This window comes from Intestinibacillus sp. Marseille-P6563 (genome assembly GCF_900604335.1).
In the GTDB taxonomy this organism is placed as follows: domain Bacteria; phylum Bacillota; class Clostridia; order Oscillospirales; family Butyricicoccaceae; genus Butyricicoccus_B.
The window spans coordinates 601204-618004 of sequence record NZ_UWOD01000002.1 but is presented as its reverse complement, the minus strand read 5'-3'; the positions used below and the strand labels follow the sequence as shown (position 1 = coordinate 618004).

17 protein-coding genes are annotated in these 16801 nt (G+C 56.2%); 11 read left to right on the top strand and 6 right to left on the bottom strand.

Annotation, left to right across the window (positions count from 1 at the left end; translation table 11 throughout):
• Nucleotides 1-4 precede the first annotated feature (4 nt).
• From EFB11_RS11105 to EFB11_RS11090, 4 genes are all read left to right on the top strand, one after another.
• Nucleotides 5-1516: an ABC transporter ATP-binding protein gene (locus EFB11_RS11105; RefSeq protein WP_164706736.1), complete on the top strand. Its 1512-nt coding sequence runs from the start codon at nucleotides 5-7 to the stop codon at nucleotides 1514-1516.
• Nucleotides 1513-2598, top strand: coding sequence for an ABC transporter permease (locus tag EFB11_RS11100; protein ID WP_122790287.1), 1086 nt, complete (start codon nucleotides 1513-1515; stop codon nucleotides 2596-2598). The genes EFB11_RS11105 and EFB11_RS11100 overlap by 4 nt, the downstream gene beginning before the upstream one ends.
• Entirely contained in the window at nucleotides 2585-3538 is a 954-nt protein-coding gene (locus tag EFB11_RS11095; protein ID WP_122790286.1) for an ABC transporter permease, read from the top strand. Before EFB11_RS11100 ends, EFB11_RS11095 begins: the two co-directional genes overlap by 14 nt.
• A 98-nt stretch (nucleotides 3539-3636) precedes the next feature.
• A complete protein-coding gene (locus tag EFB11_RS11090; RefSeq protein ID WP_122790285.1) occupies nucleotides 3637-4182 on the top strand; it encodes a hypothetical protein in 546 nt (181 codons plus the stop codon).
• Between the two features lie 37 nt (nucleotides 4183-4219).
• On the opposite strand, the gene EFB11_RS11085 is transcribed toward EFB11_RS11090, so the two are convergent.
• Nucleotides 4220-4867, bottom strand: a complete 648-nt coding sequence (locus EFB11_RS11085; protein ID WP_122790284.1) for a potassium channel family protein — start codon at nucleotides 4865-4867, stop codon at nucleotides 4220-4222.
• 211 nt (nucleotides 4868-5078) lie between these two features.
• Nucleotides 5079-6419, bottom strand: coding sequence for an MATE family efflux transporter (locus EFB11_RS11080; protein ID WP_122790283.1), 1341 nt, complete (start codon nucleotides 6417-6419; stop codon nucleotides 5079-5081).
• A gap of 208 nt (nucleotides 6420-6627) precedes the next feature.
• On the opposite strand from EFB11_RS11080, the gene EFB11_RS11075 reads away from it, so the two are divergent.
• Nucleotides 6628-7224 carry an FMN-dependent NADH-azoreductase gene (locus EFB11_RS11075; RefSeq protein WP_122790282.1) on the top strand — a complete coding sequence of 199 codons (597 nt, stop codon included), beginning with the start codon at nucleotides 6628-6630 and terminating at the stop codon, nucleotides 7222-7224.
• 5 nt (nucleotides 7225-7229) lie between these two features.
• Complete coding sequence (locus EFB11_RS11070; RefSeq protein WP_122790281.1) at nucleotides 7230-8027, top strand: alpha/beta hydrolase; 798 nt, start codon at nucleotides 7230-7232, stop codon at nucleotides 8025-8027.
• A 119-nt stretch (nucleotides 8028-8146) separates the two neighbouring features.
• On the opposite strand, the gene EFB11_RS11065 is transcribed toward EFB11_RS11070, so the two are convergent.
• Entirely contained in the window at nucleotides 8147-8968 is an 822-nt protein-coding gene (locus tag EFB11_RS11065; RefSeq protein ID WP_122790280.1) for a hypothetical protein, read from the bottom strand.
• 71 nt (nucleotides 8969-9039) lie between these two features.
• Nucleotides 9040-9381, bottom strand: coding sequence for an SLOG family protein (locus tag EFB11_RS11060; RefSeq protein ID WP_122790279.1), 342 nt, complete (start codon nucleotides 9379-9381; stop codon nucleotides 9040-9042).
• Between the two features lie 216 nt (nucleotides 9382-9597).
• Between EFB11_RS11060 and spoIVB the strand changes: the two genes are divergently transcribed.
• Nucleotides 9598-10623 carry a SpoIVB peptidase gene (spoIVB, locus tag EFB11_RS11055; RefSeq protein ID WP_164706735.1) on the top strand — a complete coding sequence of 342 codons (1026 nt, stop codon included), beginning with the start codon at nucleotides 9598-9600 and terminating at the stop codon, nucleotides 10621-10623.
• A 186-nt stretch (nucleotides 10624-10809) separates the two neighbouring features.
• Nucleotides 10810-11580: a sporulation transcription factor Spo0A gene (gene spo0A, locus EFB11_RS11050; protein WP_122790277.1), complete on the top strand. Its 771-nt coding sequence runs from the start codon at nucleotides 10810-10812 to the stop codon at nucleotides 11578-11580.
• A 124-nt stretch (nucleotides 11581-11704) separates the two neighbouring features.
• Here spo0A and EFB11_RS11045 read toward each other — a convergent pair whose 3' ends face one another.
• A complete protein-coding gene (locus EFB11_RS11045; protein WP_122790276.1) occupies nucleotides 11705-12877 on the bottom strand; it encodes a M56 family metallopeptidase in 1173 nt (390 codons plus the stop codon).
• Nucleotides 12878-12884: 7 nt separating this feature from the next.
• The gene (locus tag EFB11_RS11040; protein WP_122790275.1) at nucleotides 12885-13244 is read right to left on the bottom strand and encodes a BlaI/MecI/CopY family transcriptional regulator; all 360 of its coding nucleotides are present in this window, start codon (nucleotides 13242-13244) and stop codon (nucleotides 12885-12887) included.
• 313 nt (nucleotides 13245-13557) lie between these two features.
• Between EFB11_RS11040 and lepA the strand changes: the two genes are divergently transcribed.
• The 3 genes from lepA to EFB11_RS11025 are packed head-to-tail and all read left to right on the top strand — an operon-like array spanning nucleotide 13558 to nucleotide 16781.
• Nucleotides 13558-15366 carry a translation elongation factor 4 gene (lepA, locus tag EFB11_RS11035; RefSeq protein ID WP_122790274.1) on the top strand — a complete coding sequence of 603 codons (1809 nt, stop codon included), beginning with the start codon at nucleotides 13558-13560 and terminating at the stop codon, nucleotides 15364-15366.
• A complete protein-coding gene (hemW, locus tag EFB11_RS11030) occupies nucleotides 15363-16481 on the top strand; it encodes a radical SAM family heme chaperone HemW (protein WP_122790273.1) in 1119 nt (372 codons plus the stop codon). Before lepA ends, hemW begins: the two co-directional genes overlap by 4 nt.
• A 30-nt stretch (nucleotides 16482-16511) precedes the next feature.
• Nucleotides 16512-16781: an ACT domain-containing protein gene (locus EFB11_RS11025; RefSeq protein WP_122790272.1), complete on the top strand. Its 270-nt coding sequence runs from the start codon at nucleotides 16512-16514 to the stop codon at nucleotides 16779-16781.
• Nucleotides 16782-16801 lie beyond the last annotated feature (20 nt).

Sequence of the window (16801 nt, the reverse complement as noted above, 5' to 3'; positions counted from 1 at the left end):
AATTATGAACGAATATGCAATCGAATGCCGGGGGATTACCAAAACGTTCGGCACCGTGGTCGCAAACGACAACATCGACCTGCATGTGCGCTATGGCGAGATTCTGGCGCTGCTGGGCGAGAACGGGTCGGGCAAGACCACGCTGATGAACATGCTGTCCGGCATCTATCACCCGGATAAAGGCACCATTCGGGTCGGTGGCCAGGAGGTCACCATCCGCACGCCCGAAGACTCGATGGCGCTCGGCATCGGCATGATCTATCAGCATTTTAAGCTGGTGGATGTCTTTACTGCCATGGATAACATCGCGCTCGGGACACCGGGCGACCGTCTGCCGGCTAAGGTACTGCGCGAAAAGGTGCGCGAAATTGGCCGCTCGATCGGCCTGGAGGTCGACCCCGACCAGTATGTATATGACATGTCGGTATCGGAAAAGCAGACGGTCGAAATCTTGAAGGTGCTGTACCGCGGGCAGAAAATCCTGATTTTGGATGAGCCCACCGCGGTCCTCACCCCGCAGGAAACCGAGAAGCTGTTCGCTATCCTGCGCAAGATGCGCGAGCAGGGGTGCGCGGTCATCATCATCACCCATAAGCTCAATGAGGTTATGGCCATTTCCGACCGGGTGACCATCCTGCGCAAGGGCAAATACATTGACACGGTCGAAACCGCACAGACCGACGAAAAGAAACTGACCGAACTGATGGTCGGCCGTCCGGTTTCGCTCGCCATCGAGCGCACCGACCCGGTCGACCCACAGACCGTCCTCAAAGCGGTTGACTTGACCATCCGCAAGCCGGACGGCTCGATCGCCATCGACGACGCTTCCTTTGAGGTGCGCTCGGGCGAGATTTTGGGCATTGCCGGCATTGCCGGTTCCGGGCAGAAGGAACTGTGCGAAGCCATTGCTGGCCTGTGCCCGGCCGAAAAGGGCGCGGTGCTCTATCACAAGGAAAACCTGATCGGCAAAACCCCGCGCGAAATTTTCAAGCTGGGCGTGCATCTGGGCTTTGTGCCCGAGGACCGTCTGGGCATGGGCCTGGTCGCTTCCATGGGTATGGTCGGCAATATGATGCTCAAGACCTATGACCAGAACAAGGGTCCGTTCGTCGATACCAGACCGGCGCGCAAGCAGGCCGAACACTTGGTGGAACGGCTGAGCATTGTCACTCCGTCGGTGGATACGCCGGTGCGGCTGATGTCGGGCGGCAACGTGCAGAAGGTGCTGCTCGGCCGCGAGATCGAATCCGAGCCGCAGGTGCTGATTACCGCCTATCCGGTGCGCGGTCTGGACATCAATTCGTCGTATACGGTGTATGAACTGCTGGGCGAACAGAAGAAAAAAGGCGTTGCCATCGTCTACATCGGCGAGGATTTGGACGTCCTGCTCGAGCTGTCCGACCGCATTCTGGTGCTGTGCCATGGCAAGGTGACCGGTGTGGTCGATGCCCGCCAGACCACAAAGGATGAAATTGCTATGCTCATGGTCGGCGGCGGAAAGGAGGCGGGCGCATGATCCGAATCGTCAAAACCAAGGAGAAAAATGCAAAGCAGATGGCCCTCATCCGTTTGGGCGCCTTTCTGCTGGCGCTGTGCGCGGGCGGCCTGTTCGTGCTCGTGCTGGGATACAACCCGTTTGAGATTTACGGCACCATCCTGTCGGGTGCGTTTCGCTCCAAGATGGCCGTCCAGTCGACCATCAAGTTTATGATTCCGCTGCTGATTGCAGCGCTGGGCGTCACCTTGTCCTTTAAAATGAAGTTCTGGAACATCGGCGGCGAAGGACAGATCATCATGGGCGCCGTATTTGCCACGTACTTTGCGCTCTATCATGAAAACTGGCCATTCCCGGTGCTGTTTGTCGTGATGCTGCTGGCTGGTATCGTGGGCGGCGGCCTGTGGGCGCTCATCCCGGCGTTCTTCAAGACCCGGTTCGGCACCAACGAAACCCTGTTCACCCTGATGCTCAACTACATTGCGCTCTATCTGGTGAGCTGGCTCCAGGAAGGCCCCTGGCGTGACCCGAATGCCAACGGCTTCCCCAAGATCCCCAGCTTTTCGCCCGATGTCACGCTGCCCAAGGTCCTGGGCGTGCAGATGGGCTGGATCATTGCACTGATTTTGACCGTTGTGGTCTTTGTATACCTCAAGTACACCAAACACGGCTATGAGATCTCGGTCGTCGGCCAGAGCAAGGCCACCGCGGCGTATGCCGGCATGCGGGTCGACCGCATCGTGCTGCGCACCATGTTCCTGTCCGGCGCGATTGCCGGCATTTGCGGCATGGTGCAGGTCGCGGGTTCGGATAAGACCCTGACCACCGGCGTGGCGGGCGGTATTGGCTTTACGGCAATCATCGTCGCCTGGCTGGCGCAGCTCAATCCGTTCGGAAGCCTAGTGATCGCGTTCCTGTTCGCCGTACTCGAAAAGGGCGCTTCGGTCGTGCAGTCGCAGTTTGGCTTAGCAATCGACTGCGCCGACGTGTTGCAGGGCATTATCCTGTTCTTTGTCTTAGGTTGTGAATTCTTTATCCGGTATCGTTTCGTGCGCGACGCAGGCGCACCCAAGGAAGGGGGAAAGACCGATGCTGCTCATTAAATTCCTGGTCGCGGCCATCGGCGCAAGCACACCGCTGCTGTTCGGCACCGTGGGCGAGATTTGCGCGGAAAAAGTCGGCCACCTCAACCTGGGCGTTGAAGGCATGATGTCCATTGGCGCCTGTGCGGGCTTCATGGTCGGTATGCAGACCGATTCCTTTTTGCTGGCGCTGCTGGCGGCCTTTGTGGCCGGGGTACTCAGTGCGCTGATTTATGCCGTGCTGACCGTTACGTTTCTGGCCGACCAGAACGTATCCGGCCTGACGCTGACCATTTTTGGCGTGGGCCTGGCCAACTTTATCGGCATTTACATGCTCGGCAAGACCGAGGACGGCACGCTCAAGCTGGGCGAGGGCATCACAGCGTCCATGCGCGGCATCCATATCCCAGGCCTGAGCGATCTGCCGGTGGTCGGGGAACTGGTATTCTCGTACAGCCCGTTCGTTTATCTGGGCATCATCATCGCTGTGGCGCTCAGCCTGTTTTTCAGACGCACCAAGGCGGGTCTGAACGTGCAGGCTATTGGCCATAATCCGGCCTCGGCCGATGCGGCGGGCGTCAGCGTGACCCGGTGGAAGTACACCATGATTCTGCTGGGCGGCGGCATCTGCGGCATTGGCGGCGCGTATTGCGCTATGATCATCAACAGCGGTGTCTGGATTTCGGATAACGTCGGCGGTCTGGGCTGGATTGCCGTCGCGCTGGTCATCTTTGCCAAGTGGAATCCGATGTATGCCATTTGGGGCTCGTTTGTCTTTGGCGCCCTGCGCGTACTGAAGTATTACGTACCGCGCACGGTCGTGCCCATCCCGACGGCATTTTATGATATGCTGCCGTTTGCGATGACGGCCATTATTCTGGTCATCAGCTCCATCCGCAAAAAGCGGGACCGTAATCTGCCCGGCAATCTGGGTGTGGGATATTTCCGCGAAGAACGATAAAAAAATGGCGATGGCTCAGCCATCGCCATTTTTTGCTCTTTACAAAGAGATGAAAATCGGGTATCCTGAACACACAACAAGCAAAAAAGGAGAAACGGATGAAAAAAAGAATATTTGCCGTTCTGCTGGTCGTCCTCAGTTTGATGCTGACGGCCTGCGGACAAAAGGAATACGGTAGTTTCGGCCAGAAAGCCGACCAGGTGGTCACGCGGCTGAAAACCAGTCTCGGGGAAGCGGGCTACACCGATATGTTCACCGAAGAACCGGAGGAAGAAAACATGCCGGGGGATGGGGACACGCCGGACAGCATCCGCCGGACATATCTGGCGCCGGGCATGGTGCTGGAAACGTACAGTCTGCAAAGCGACAACCAGCTCTATCAAATGGTGCTGATGGTGGAAAAAAGCGCGCTGGATACCCCACAGCGGGAGCAGAGTCTGGAATATACGCTTGACTGGCTGGTGGATACCTTCGAGCATGATGACCCGGACACCGTGCGGCAGGCGCTGGGGCTGCCCGATACCGCCGAGGGAATCGATGCGCAGACCGAAGGCACCCATGCCAACTGGACCTATTTCAGTGAAGATGGATTTTTATTCCTCAGTGCAACCGCAACGGAGTATGTGGCGTCCCTGGACGCATAAAAAAAGAGGACCCGATGGGGTCCTCTTTTTTGCTGTTTTAAAGACGCAGAAAACGTGCCAGGTCCTTGTTGCTGCCCATGACAAGCAGAGTCTCGTCCGCGCGGAACACATGCTCCGGACCAGGCAGCGGCTCCAGTCGGCCCTGGTATTTGACCGCCAAAATATTGATCTTATGCTCCTGGCGAACGCGCAGATTGATGATGGTTTTTCCCACCCAATCCCGCGGGAGCGGAGTTTCATAGATCGAATAATCGTTGGTAAGCTGGACATAATCGAATACATTGTCGGCGCTGAAACGAACGGCTGCCCAGGATGCCACCTGCCGCTCAGGATAGATGACATGGTCTGCGCCGTTGCGCAGCAGGAATTTGGCATGCACATCCCGGTTGGCGCGCGCGACGACCAGAGAAGCGCCATAATCCTTTAGAAGGGATGCCGTTTCCAGAGAGCTTTGGAAGTTGTCGCCAATGGCGACAATGCACAGGTCGAAATTTCGTACGCCAAGAGAGGCGATAAACTGTTCATTGGTGCTGTCGCCGATCTGTGCACTGGTAACATAAGGCAGCACCTCATTGACACGGTCCTCATCTTTGTCGATCGCCAGCACCTCGTGCCGGAGTTCGTTAAGCTTCAGCGCAACATGCTTACCAAAGCGTCCCAGGCCAATGAGTAAAATCGATTTCATGTATGTTTTCCTCCAAAATGAAATCCCGAAAATGATTTCCGCCGGTGCGGGGATCTGCGCGCCCGACAGGCCCAAAGAGATAACATTCCTACCCCGTTGTGCGTTTGAGATTTAATATCCTTATCATATCATAAAAACGCGGTTTGGAATATACCAACCGAACAAATTTTACAATAAAAAAACAACTCGGTTTAAACAAAGCGGGCAAATACTATTTTTTGCGGCCAAACACTTTCTTTTTCCACACGCCCGAAAAGACAAAAGCAGCCGAAGCGGCAGTGCCGATGACCCAGCCGACCGGCCAGCTCAGCCAGATGCCGGTTTCGGCCCACCATGCGGCAAAAACATAACTCAGGCCGACCCGCAAAATCAGGTCGGAAAAGGTGGAAATCATGAAAGGTGTCATCGCGCCTGCGCCGCGCAGAACTCCGTCGGCGCAGAGTTTGATGGCAATAATCAGATAAAACGGCGCGACAATGCGCAAAAATTCCGCACCGGCCTCAATGATTGCCGTTTCGCTGGCATCGACAAACAGCCCCATAGCCTGCCGGGACAGGAACACATACACCAGCGTAAAGGGGAGTGCGACCCCAAAAGCCAGGCCAAACGAAGCTTTCAGCCCCTGCATGACGCGGTCGGTCTTTCCGGCGCCGATGTTCTGCGCGGAAAAACTGGATACGGCGCTGCCCAGCGCCGTCAGCGCGACAATGGTAAAGGTATTGAGTTTCATGGCCGCTGAAAAGCCGCCGATGACCGCCCAGCCGTAGCCATTGATCAGGCGCTGCACGACCAGATTGCCGACCGAAATAAAGCTTTGCTGCAAAATACTCGGCACCGCCACACCGGTGATGCGGCCAAAGATCTGGAGCTGGAACAGCGGAAACCGTCCGCTGGGCAAAGCCTTGAGTCGCCGGATGAGTGTAAAGAATGCCAGAACCGACGAAGCGCCCTGCGCCAAAAACGTCGCCCAGGCGACACCATCGACGCCCATGCCGCCCGCGGTGACGAACAGAACGTCCAAAATGATATTGGCGATGGACGAGGCGATCAGGAAATAAAGCGGGGTACGGCTGTCACCCAAAGCGGTAAAGATGCCGGTGCAGATATTATAAAGAAACAAAAAGAACAGCCCGGCCGTATAAATCCCCAGATAAACGCCCGCATCGGTCAGGATCTCTGGGTCAGTATTGAGTCCCACAAGCATCTGGCGGCAAAAAAGCAGCCCGCCGACGGTCAAAATCAGACTGATGGCCAGGCTGGACAGGATGGATGTGCTGACCGAAGTTTTCATGCGGGGAAAATCCTTCGCGCCAAAAAGCTGGGACACAACAACTGAGCAGCCCAGATTCATTCCCGTGGCAAAGGCCATGAACAGCATGGTGATGGGATACGATGCCCCAATGGCCGCCAGCGCAGTGCCGCCGACAAACCGTCCGGCGATGACACTGTCGGCAATCTGATAAACCTGCTGAAACGCTACGCTGAGCAAAATGGGCAATGCAAACCGCCACAGGATCTTTCCCGGGCGGCCTTCCGTCATATCGGTGATCATAATTTTCCCCCTATTCTTGTTTCATTATACGCCGCCGGTCATCGGGCGGACAATGGAGGAATTGCCGAAATTCGGTGCCGAAAAAAACAAAAAGTTAGGGAAAGTAAGTTTCATTGGTTTCTTGGATACATGCGATTGAATTTCCAAATGGGCTGTGTTATAATGACAGCGCAATGCGGTATTGGCCGCAAAAAAGGAGAGAATCGAAATGAAGCATTTGCTGTTTGTCAACGGATGTATCCGCGGCGCACAGTCGCGCACGTTGGAACTCGCACATGAATTTCTGCATGCCTATCGAGCGAAGCATCCCGATGTACAGGTGGATACCGTAGATTTGAATGCTTTGCGGCTCCAGCCGTTATATGGCGATACCTTGGCGGCGCGCAACGATGCCATGGGAAAGTGGGATGATCCCATGTTCGATCTGGCGCATCAGTTTATGGAAGCCGATCTGGTGGTTTTGGCGGCTCCGTTCTGGGAAGGCACGTTCCCGGCTGCCATGCACACCTATCTCGAGCATGTTTGCGTAACCGGTCTGGCGTTTGTTTGCACGGATGTCGGCTATATGGGGCAGTGTAAGGCCGATCAGGCGGTCTTTTTCACCACCCGCGGCGGCATCTACGAGCAGGGCGCTGCGGTGGAAGACGACCATGCGGCTCCGTTTTTGAAGAGTGTGCTCCGTATGCTGGGCATTCCCAATCTGCACATGATCGCCGCAGAGGGCTTGGACATTCAGGGATTTGACGCCGAAGGCGCGATGGAAACCGCTCGGCGCAAGGCCGAGCAGCTCGCGCAGGAACTGTAAGACCGATGCTGTTTCGAGGGACGATCTATTCCGCCACACTCGGCATGGAAACCGGGCTGACCGTCGTTGGGCCGGATGGCGGACGGACAGATATACCGTATGCCGCCGCATATGTGCTGCATGGCTTGGGCGGCAATGCGGCCAGCTGGGCGGACAAGACGCGGCTGCCGCTCTATGCGGAACAATATCATACGCTGTTTTTCCTGCCCGAAGTGCAGCGCAGTTTTTATACCGATATGCGGTATGGCGCTCCATTTTTGCAGTACCTCACTGAAGAGCTGCCGCAGATTTGTGAAAACTGGTTTCAGATTTCCCGAAAACGCGAGGATACGGCGGTGATCGGCGGTTCGGTGGGCGGCTATGGGGCGCTCAAATGCGCGTTCCATGCACCGGCACGCTTTGGCGCCTGTGCTGCGCTGGCGCCCGACCGGTTGTTTTTGGGCGAAGAAATGGATGAAATGCGTCAAATGCCACGTGAACAGGCCGAAAGCCGGTGGGATGCCGCCTTGCTGCGTGATTTTACGGCGATTTTTGGCACGGAGTTGGCGCTTTGTCCGCAGGACAATCCGCTGCGCCTGGCCGAGAAAGCGGCACTCCATGGAGATGCGCCGCGGCTGCTGCTGACCTGCGGCAAGCAGGATGTGCGTCTGGACGATTGCCGGCACTATCATGAAGTGCTGGGGATGCTGGGCATTGCGCATACCTACATCGAGCAGGACGGTATGCACGACTGGTATTATTTTGATGCCGCTTTACAGCAAGCCTTGCAGTGGCTGTATGGCACATCGAGCGAAAACAAATAAAGGTTGAGGGCCTGTTGTCCATGCCGGACGGCAGGCCCTTTGGTTTGAAAAAAGAGCGGCTGTTTCAAAACAGCCGCTCTTGGACACTCTTTTAATTGATTTTGGATTCTTGCGAAATATCAGGCCGCTGCCTTCTGGTCAATGCGGACCAGCTTAACATCCGCTGCCCTGTATTCATGCTGCCTTGCGCGGGATTCATATGTACCACGGTTTAGCGAAGCCGAATCGTCGATCAACTGGCAGGAAATGGTGATCTTGTCGCCGTTTGCAACTTCCTGGCCATCAATGGGCAGCGAGATGATGTTCTGCCCTACATGGTGCTCGACTGGGATGGCTTCCTCGAGATTCACCATTCCCATATCGCTGCTCATTTCGAACAGCCAGGCAGATTCCAACCCGATTTGGTCGACCACACTACCAGATAATTCGACAAGCTTCATATAGCGCATCTCAATCGGGCCGGTCACTTCAAACCGGTTGTCCACATAGTAGGCGGGCTTCATTTCCACGGCCGGGGCGGTCGAGCTAAATTCAAATCCATTGATCGTTTCGCTGGTTTCGGTCAAGTCCAAACTATCGATCGTACCGACAACCGTGATCCTTTCATCGACATTGAGGTTCATCAGATCGTCCTTCGAAAGATAGACCTTGATCGAGCCGCTCAGTTCGGCGTAATCCTCTTCGATCGCGGTGACGCATTCCGAATAGGTGTAAACATTGCCGACATAAGTCTCCTGTGCCCGGAGTTTATTTTCCTGAAGCGCGGTCAGCAGTTCGGTAAACGTGATATTTTCCGCCTGTTCGAGCAGCTCTTCCTTGCTCGTGGTGGCTTCGGCAGATGCTCCATCGCTGCTGCCTGCACCATTGCCATTCCCGCCGCAGGCTGTCAAAGAAAGCGGCAGAACAGCCGCAAGCAGGAGCGCCAAGAATCTTTTTTTCATCTTTTTTACCCCCTTTGTTGTTGTATTCAGCATAGCACACCGCCGGGAGAGTGTGAACGCAAAGCTGCGTTTTAGTGGCAAATCATGGTGCGTACAGCCGTATTGACTTCCAGGCAATACTTAATTACATAAGCGGCGCCGTGGGACTTTCCGTCCCACATGACGATCACATAATCGGCGCGTTCCACGATCTGCTGGTCGCGCTTGAGCGGGGCTGCACGGCCAAACCGGGCATAATCAGGCAAAAATTCTTCATAAAACAGGTTGTTTTCCTCGGCGTACCGCTTGGCCAGCATATCGGCGCCTTTGGAGCCGCCCGAAATGATCGTACTGGCACCGATGGGCACTTTGGCGCAAAGTTCCTCATAATGTTCCGGTCCTACGCTGCGCGAACCGACGATTGCCACTTTCATACCGCATCCCTCTTTTCAAATGAAAATTATGGTAATGTAAGTATACCATAGACAAATCGGAAACACAAAAGAAATCGGGCGCAGGTATATCGCCTGCAAGCCTTGGAACTGCACGCGGGTTTTGCAGCATCCCACCAAAAGTTAAACAAGGGTGCAAACAATCCCCCGGTTGTTTGCTGAGATGGTGTGGCATAGTAAACGCAGGAGGTGAATCATTTGAAAAAATTTCAAACAAGGATGACAGCTTGGATTGCCGCTCTGGCGGTTGCCTGGACCCTGGCGGGCGGCGCGGCAGCGGCCGACCTGACCGAGGTCATTCCCATCGGCCGGACCGCAGGCATCAAGATGGAGTCTCAGGGTCTGATGGTGGAATCCATTGATCCGGTCACCACCGCAGTCGGCGAAGTCACACCCGCCAAACAGGCTGGCTTCCAGGAAGGGGACATCCTTTTGCGCGTAGACGGACAGGAGATCGACACAGCCGAAGCGCTGCAAAAGAAAATCTCTTTATCCGCCGGAAAGACCATGGAATTTACCGTGCAGCGGGATGGGAAAGAGGTCAAACTGAGCGGTACCGCCGTGCAGGATAAATCGGGCGTTTATCGGATGGGCCTGACTGTCCGGGACAGCGTCGCCGGTATCGGTACCATCACCTATGTGGACCCGGCTACCGGGCAATACGGTTCGCTGGGCCATGGCATCTGTGATGGCGACAGCGGCGTGCTGGTGCCCCTCAAAGACGGCAGCCTGATGGAGTCATCGGTGAGCGGCGTCGTCAAGGGCGTGTCGGGCACACCGGGTTGCTTGCAGGGTGATTTTAACTTGCAGGAAGACATGGGTTCGGTCGAAGAAAACACCTTGACTGGTATTTTTGGTGTGCTGACCGATGACAGCTATTATGCAGGGAAAGAGCCGGTGCCCATCGCCACAGCGGATGAAATCCAGACCGGTACCGCGACCATCCTGTCCAATGTATCCGGCGAAGAAGTGCGGGAATACACCTGTGAGATCGAGAAAATTTATGGTGAAGGCGGCGAATATGATCGCAGCATGACCATCCGCGTCACCGACAAAGATCTGATTGCCCAGACCGGCGGTATTGTGCAGGGCATGAGCGGCAGCCCCATCCTGCAAAATGGTAAACTGGTGGGTGCTGTGACCCATGTACTGGTCAGTGACCCAACCCGGGGTTATGCGGTACAGATTGAAAAAATGTTGGAAGAAATGGATAAAATCCAATAAATCCATGGAATAACCTTGAAAATCTGGTTGGTTCAGTGGTAGTATAGTAGTAACTCTGTCGAAAATTGTATTGGGAAAAATTTGAAAAAATTTTCCCGAGAGGGGTTGTCAATTCGACGGGAGTATGGTAAATTAAGGTAAGTCAAAAGAACAAAGGCACAAACTACGTTGGAAGGGTGAATATTCATGGAGCAGAAGATCCGAGTGCTGCTGGCAGACGGAGATAAGGAATTTTGTGGCCTTCTGGAAGAAGCGTTCGCAGAAAATGACAACATTGAGGTGGTTGCGGTGGCCTCGACCGGGCGGGAGACGTTGCAGATTGCAGAAACAACGCCCTTTGATCTGCTGCTGATCGACTTGATGCTGCCGGAGATCGACGGGCTGAGCGTTATCCAGACCTTGGGCGAGCGCGGCAAGCGCGTGGGCGTCTTTGTCATCTCGGCGTTTGCAGGCACCGAAGCGGCTACCGAATGTACCAAACTCGGCGTCAGCCATTTTTTGCGCAAGCCACTGGACATCGGCACGCTGATGGCACGCATCATGCAGTGGAACCTGACACGCGGCGCACTCAATCGCGGCGGCACAGTGCCGGCAGGCGATGAGATTGCGCTCGAAGTACGGGTCACCGAAGTGATTCATCAGGTCGGTGTTCCGGCGCATATCAAAGGCTATCAGTACTTGCGCGAAGCGATCATGATGGCCGTCAAGGACATGGAATCGGTGGGTGCGATCACCAAGATCTTGTATCCCGCCATTGCCAAGCGGTTTAAAACCACGTCGTCGCGTGTGGAACGTGCGATTCGGCATGCCATTGAAGTGGCTTGGGACCGCGGCGATCTGGAGACCCTGCAATCGTATTTCGGTTACACGGTGTCCGGACTCAAAGGCAAACCGACCAACTCGGAGTTTATTTCCATGATCGCAGACCGCCTGCGCCTGGAAATGAAGTTTGGATAACCAAACTTAGTGTGCGCGGCCGGCTGTCAAAATATGAACGCCCGGAGGTGGGACAACAATGTCCTGCCTCCGGGAATTTTTTTCAAAAAAACATAGGCCCCCTGCAAGGCAGGGGGCTGATGGGTTACGGCTGCGCGTCCGGGGTAGCCTGCTGTGCGTTTTCTGTTTCGGTAGCCGAAACGACCGTTGCCACCGAACCGTCTTCAAAGGTGTAGCGATAGGTGCCATCGTCCATTTTGATGAGTTTCGAAGCGTCCAGATGGAATTCTGCTGCATCTGTCGCATCCGTGACCGTCACTGCCAGCGAACCGTCGTCCTGTCCTTTCTGCACATCGGCATTGACGAGAACGCTCTGGGTGGAAGCCGTGGTCAGGGTAGCCGCCATGTTGGCGTCTGTACCGTTATCCGAAGCGGCAAAAGCAGAGGTGGTGCCCACAATCAGGGCAGTGGCCAGCGTCAGGCCGGCAATCGATACTTTACGGGAAGTCATCATGACAAGAATCCTTTCTTCGAGTGGTTTTTGTTTCAAATGGCTCGCAAGGAGCGAAGGGGATGCCCAAGAGGCAAAATCCAGAAGGCAATGGGCGTAGGCTGCCCGTTCGGTAGGCAGACACCGCCGCAAAACCTGTTCGTCACAATACATTTCCAGATCGCGGTCCAGCAGGACAAAAAGCAGCCAGACCAACGGGTTGAACCAGTGTACACAGACCGCGCATGCAGCCAGCGTTTTCCAAAGATAGTCCCCATGCCGCACATGGCACAGTTCGTGCAGCAGCGAAAATCGCAGCGCGGCACAGTCGGTCTGTGCCAGCCCATCCGGCAGAATGACCACCGGGCGAATCAGACCATAGGTGACCGGTGCGGACAAACGGTGGTCCGACCGTACCTGTACCCGCCGCCAAAAGGCGAACTGGGACAGCAGCGCTTCCACCGCCGGTGTCTGCACCCGCACTGCCGTGCGCAGCGCCCGCCGGGCAGAGATTTCCCGCGCAAGGAACCAAGTTACGCACAGCAGCATGCCGCCCAGCCAGAGGAAAAAGAGCGGGTCATACCGGTCGGTTTGGGGGGATACTGGAAGCGGAGAAAGCGTATCGGGTGCGGCGGCTGCGGAAGAAGTCCGGCCAAACAGACCGATGGGGGAAACCCAGGTCACTGGGGTCAGCAGGCGCGCCATCGCCGCGCCCCAGAAGAACAGGTATGCTGCACGCGGCAGCCGGTCGCGCAGCGTCAGGCGCAGCAGCGTGGTCACGGCGATCATCGCCCCACCGGCTACTGTCATTTGTGCAAATGTTGTCATAAACGCCTCACTTTGCCTGATCGATCAGGTGGCGCAGCTTGTCGATCTCGTCTGCATCCAGCCGGCCGCCACCCAGCAGGGAAGCAAACAGCATCGAAGGAGAGCCGGAAAACATCTTGTCGACCAGTTCTTCGGCCTGCTGCATCTGCGCCTGCTGCCGCGAAAGCAGGGCATGGCAAACAAAACGGGGTTCCCGGCGTTCGACAAAGCCTTTTTGCACACATTTTTTCACGACCGTGTAGGTGGTGTTTTTGTTCCAGCCAGACTGCTCGGCTAGCAGCAGCGACAGCTGCTTGGCCGACAGGTCGCCGTGCTCCCACAGCAGTTCCATCACCCGCTGCTCGGAATCGAAGAGCTTTTGCTCCATGGGTTTTCCTCCTTTTGGTTGGACCGCGCGGTCGGGTTCCAGCGCTTGAACCCGGCCCGCGTCCGTGGACTATTGCAATAGTATGGATATAGACTATCATGATAGTCTGGCGCTGTCAACCGGCTTCCGCGAGTTTCACAAAACCTACACCAAACGGTCACAATCGTCCGCGTCCGGTGGATTTTCGGAAATGTCCACAAAACCGGGACAGCGGAGGGCTGCACGTTCTCCAAGGGATTTTCTTGTGGAAATCGGCAAATTATGATATGATATGTGGTATATTGAATTATTCTTTGCGTGAAGGAGTTTGAACGTGAAGACACAGGATAAAATCAGAAATTTTTCGATCATTGCCCACATCGACCATGGTAAATCCACCCTGGCCGACCGTCTGCTCGAACAGTGTGAGGCAGTTTCGCAGCGCGAGATGGAGGAGCAGCTTCTCGACAACATGGACCTGGAGCGCGAACGCGGCATTACCATTAAGGCCCGCGCGGTGCGCATGGAGTACAAGGCCGACGATGGGGAAAACTATCACATCAACCTCATCGATACCCCGGGCCATGTGGACTTTAACTATGAGGTGTCCCGCTCGCTGGCGGCGTGCGAAGGCGCGCTGCTGGTCGTGGACGCCGCCCAGGGCATCGAAGCCCAGACGCTCGGCAACACGTATCTGGCCATTGACGCCGGACTGGAAGTGCTGCCGGTTATCAACAAGATCGACCTGCCCGCTGCCGATGCGCCGCGCGTCAAGCAGGAGATCGAGGACATCATCGGTGTGCCTGCCATGGATGCGCCCGAAATTTCGGCCAAAATGGGCATCAACATCCACGCCGTACTCGAGGATATTGTCGCCAATGTCCCCGCGCCCACGGGCGATGCGGATGCACCGCTCAAAGCGCTCATTTTTGATAGCCAGTACGACCCTTATAAAGGTGTCATCGTTTATATGCGCCTGATGGACGGCCACATCGAGCCGGGCATGAAGGTCAAGATGATGGCCACCGGCGCCGAGTTCCAGGTCATCGAATGCGGTTATCTGGAGCCGCTCGGCCTGTCGCCGCAAAAGGGACTGTATGCCGGTGAAGTTGGCTATTTTACGGCTTCCATTAAAAATGTAGCCGATACCCGCGTGGGCGATACAGTCACCGAGGCCGACCGCCCGACTGCCGAAGCCCTGCCCGGTTACCGTCCGGCGCGGCCGATGGTTTTCTGCGGTATCTATACCCAGGACGGTTCCAGGTATCCCGACCTGCGCGATGCGCTCGAAAAGCTGCAATTAAACGATGCTGCCCTGTCCTTCGAGCCCGAAAGCTCGGTGGCGCTCGGCTTCGGTTTCCGCTGCGGCTTCCTCGGCATGCTGCACATGGAGATCATTCAGGAACGTCTGGAACGCGAGTTTGATTTGGATTTGGTCACCACGCTGCCGAGCGTTGTCTATGAGATTGTCAAGGCCGACGGCACGACCGTCTATTGTGATAACCCGCACGACTATCCCGACCCGGCAGTCATTACCGAGGCGCGTGAGCCGTTTGTCAAGGCGTCCATCATGACGCCCAACGAGTTTGTCGGCAATATTATGCCCATGTGTCAGGAGCGCCGCGGTATCTTTAAGGATATGCAGTATCTGGACGCCAATCTGGTCGAACTGCATTATGAAATGCCGATCAATGAGATTATTTACGACTTTTTCGATGCTTTGAAGGCGCGCACCAAGGGCTATGCGTCGCTCGACTACGAGTTCCTCGACTACCGCGCGAGCGACCTGGTCAAGGTGGACATGCTCTTAAACGGCGGCCAGGTGGACGCGCTCTCGTTTATCGTACACCGCGAAAAGGCTTATGGCCGTGCGCGGCGCATCTGCGAAAAACTCAAGGAGAATATCCCGCGCCAGCTGTTTGAAGTGCCGATTCAGGCCGCCATCGGCGGCAAGGTTATCGCCCGCGAAACGGTCAAGGCCATGCGTAAGGACGTGCTGGCCAAGTGCTACGGCGGCGACATCACCCGTAAAAAGAAGCTGCTCGAAAAGCAGAAGGAAGGCAAGAAGAAGATGCGCTCGCTGGGTACCGTTCAGGTGCCGACCGAGGCCTTCATGGCCGTCCTCAAGCTGGACGAAGAATGATAAAGACACTGGGGCTGTATCTGCACGTGCCGTTCTGCGCATCCAAGTGCCGCTACTGCGATTTTTATTCGTTTGCGGCCGGGGACGAGCAGATGGAAGCCTACACCGAGGCCCTGTGCCGCAGCATCCGGGACTGGGGCGCAACGTGCGCGGACTACACGGTCGATACCGTCTATTTTGGCGGCGGCACGCCCTCGCTTTTGGGCGACGCGCGGCTCGTCCGCGTGCTGGATGCCGCGCGAGGGGCGTTTGCCATTGCGCCGGACGCTGAGATTACGGTCGAGTGCAACCCGGACAGCATGGACGAATCCTTGCTGGATGCGCTGCATCGAGCGGGCGTCAACCGCCTGTCGGTCGGTGTGCAGTCGGCCGACGAGGGCGAGCTGCGCCGACTTGGCCGACGGCACAGTTTTGCACAGGCTGTGGATGCTATCCGGCGGGCGCAGGCGGCCGGGTTTTTCAACCTGTCGCTCGATTTGATGTACGGTCTGCCCGGCCAGACCGAAGGGCAGCTTTGGCAGTCGGCCCGGGCGCTGCTGGAGTTAAACCCCGCCCATCTGTCGGTCTATGCCCTCAAACTCGAGGAGGGCACGCCGCTTTTCTTGGAGCATCCTACCCTGCCGGACGAGGATGCGCAGGCGGATATGTACATGTCCCTGTGCCGCCTGCTCGAGCGCGAGGGATTTGAGCATTACGAGATTTCCAACTGGGCCAAACCGGGCTTTCGCGCCCGTCACAATGCCCGGTATTGGGATTTGTCCGAATATTTGGGGATTGGGCCGTCGGCCCATTCACTGCTCAATGGCAAGCGGTTTGCCTATGGCCGCAGCGTGGAGGATTTTGTGCGCGGCGTGCCGCCCACGACCGAGGAGGACGTGGAGGGCTTTTCCCCGGCGCTCGAATATCTGATGCTCACTCTGCGCACGTCGGACGGCGTGTCACCGAAAGAATTTGAAGCCCGCTTTGGGCAGCCCTTTGCGCCCTTTGCGCGCATGCTTGCGCGCTATGAGAAGCCGGGACTTACCAAACGGCAAGCCGGGCGCTGGCGCCTGACCGAGTCCGGATTTTTGGTTTCCAACCCGATTTTGACCGACGTTTTGTCGGCAGAAGAATAGATTTTTTTCAATGCTTTGGAGGTAACATTTATGCGCGCAGTCATCACCGTGGTCGGCAAAGACCGCACCGGGATCATCGCCAAGATTTCCGATACCCTGTACCAGCACGACGTGAACATCGTCGACATCTCGCAGAACGTTATGGAGGACATGTTCGCCATGGTCATGCTGGTGGGCATTGACAAATGTACGGTCGATTTCACCACCCTGGCCGACCTGCTCGACAAGGACGGCGAAGCGCTTGGCATGAAGATCCACACCATGCATGAGGACATCTTCAACGCCATGCATCGAATTTAATGGGGGAACAGAACAGTGGC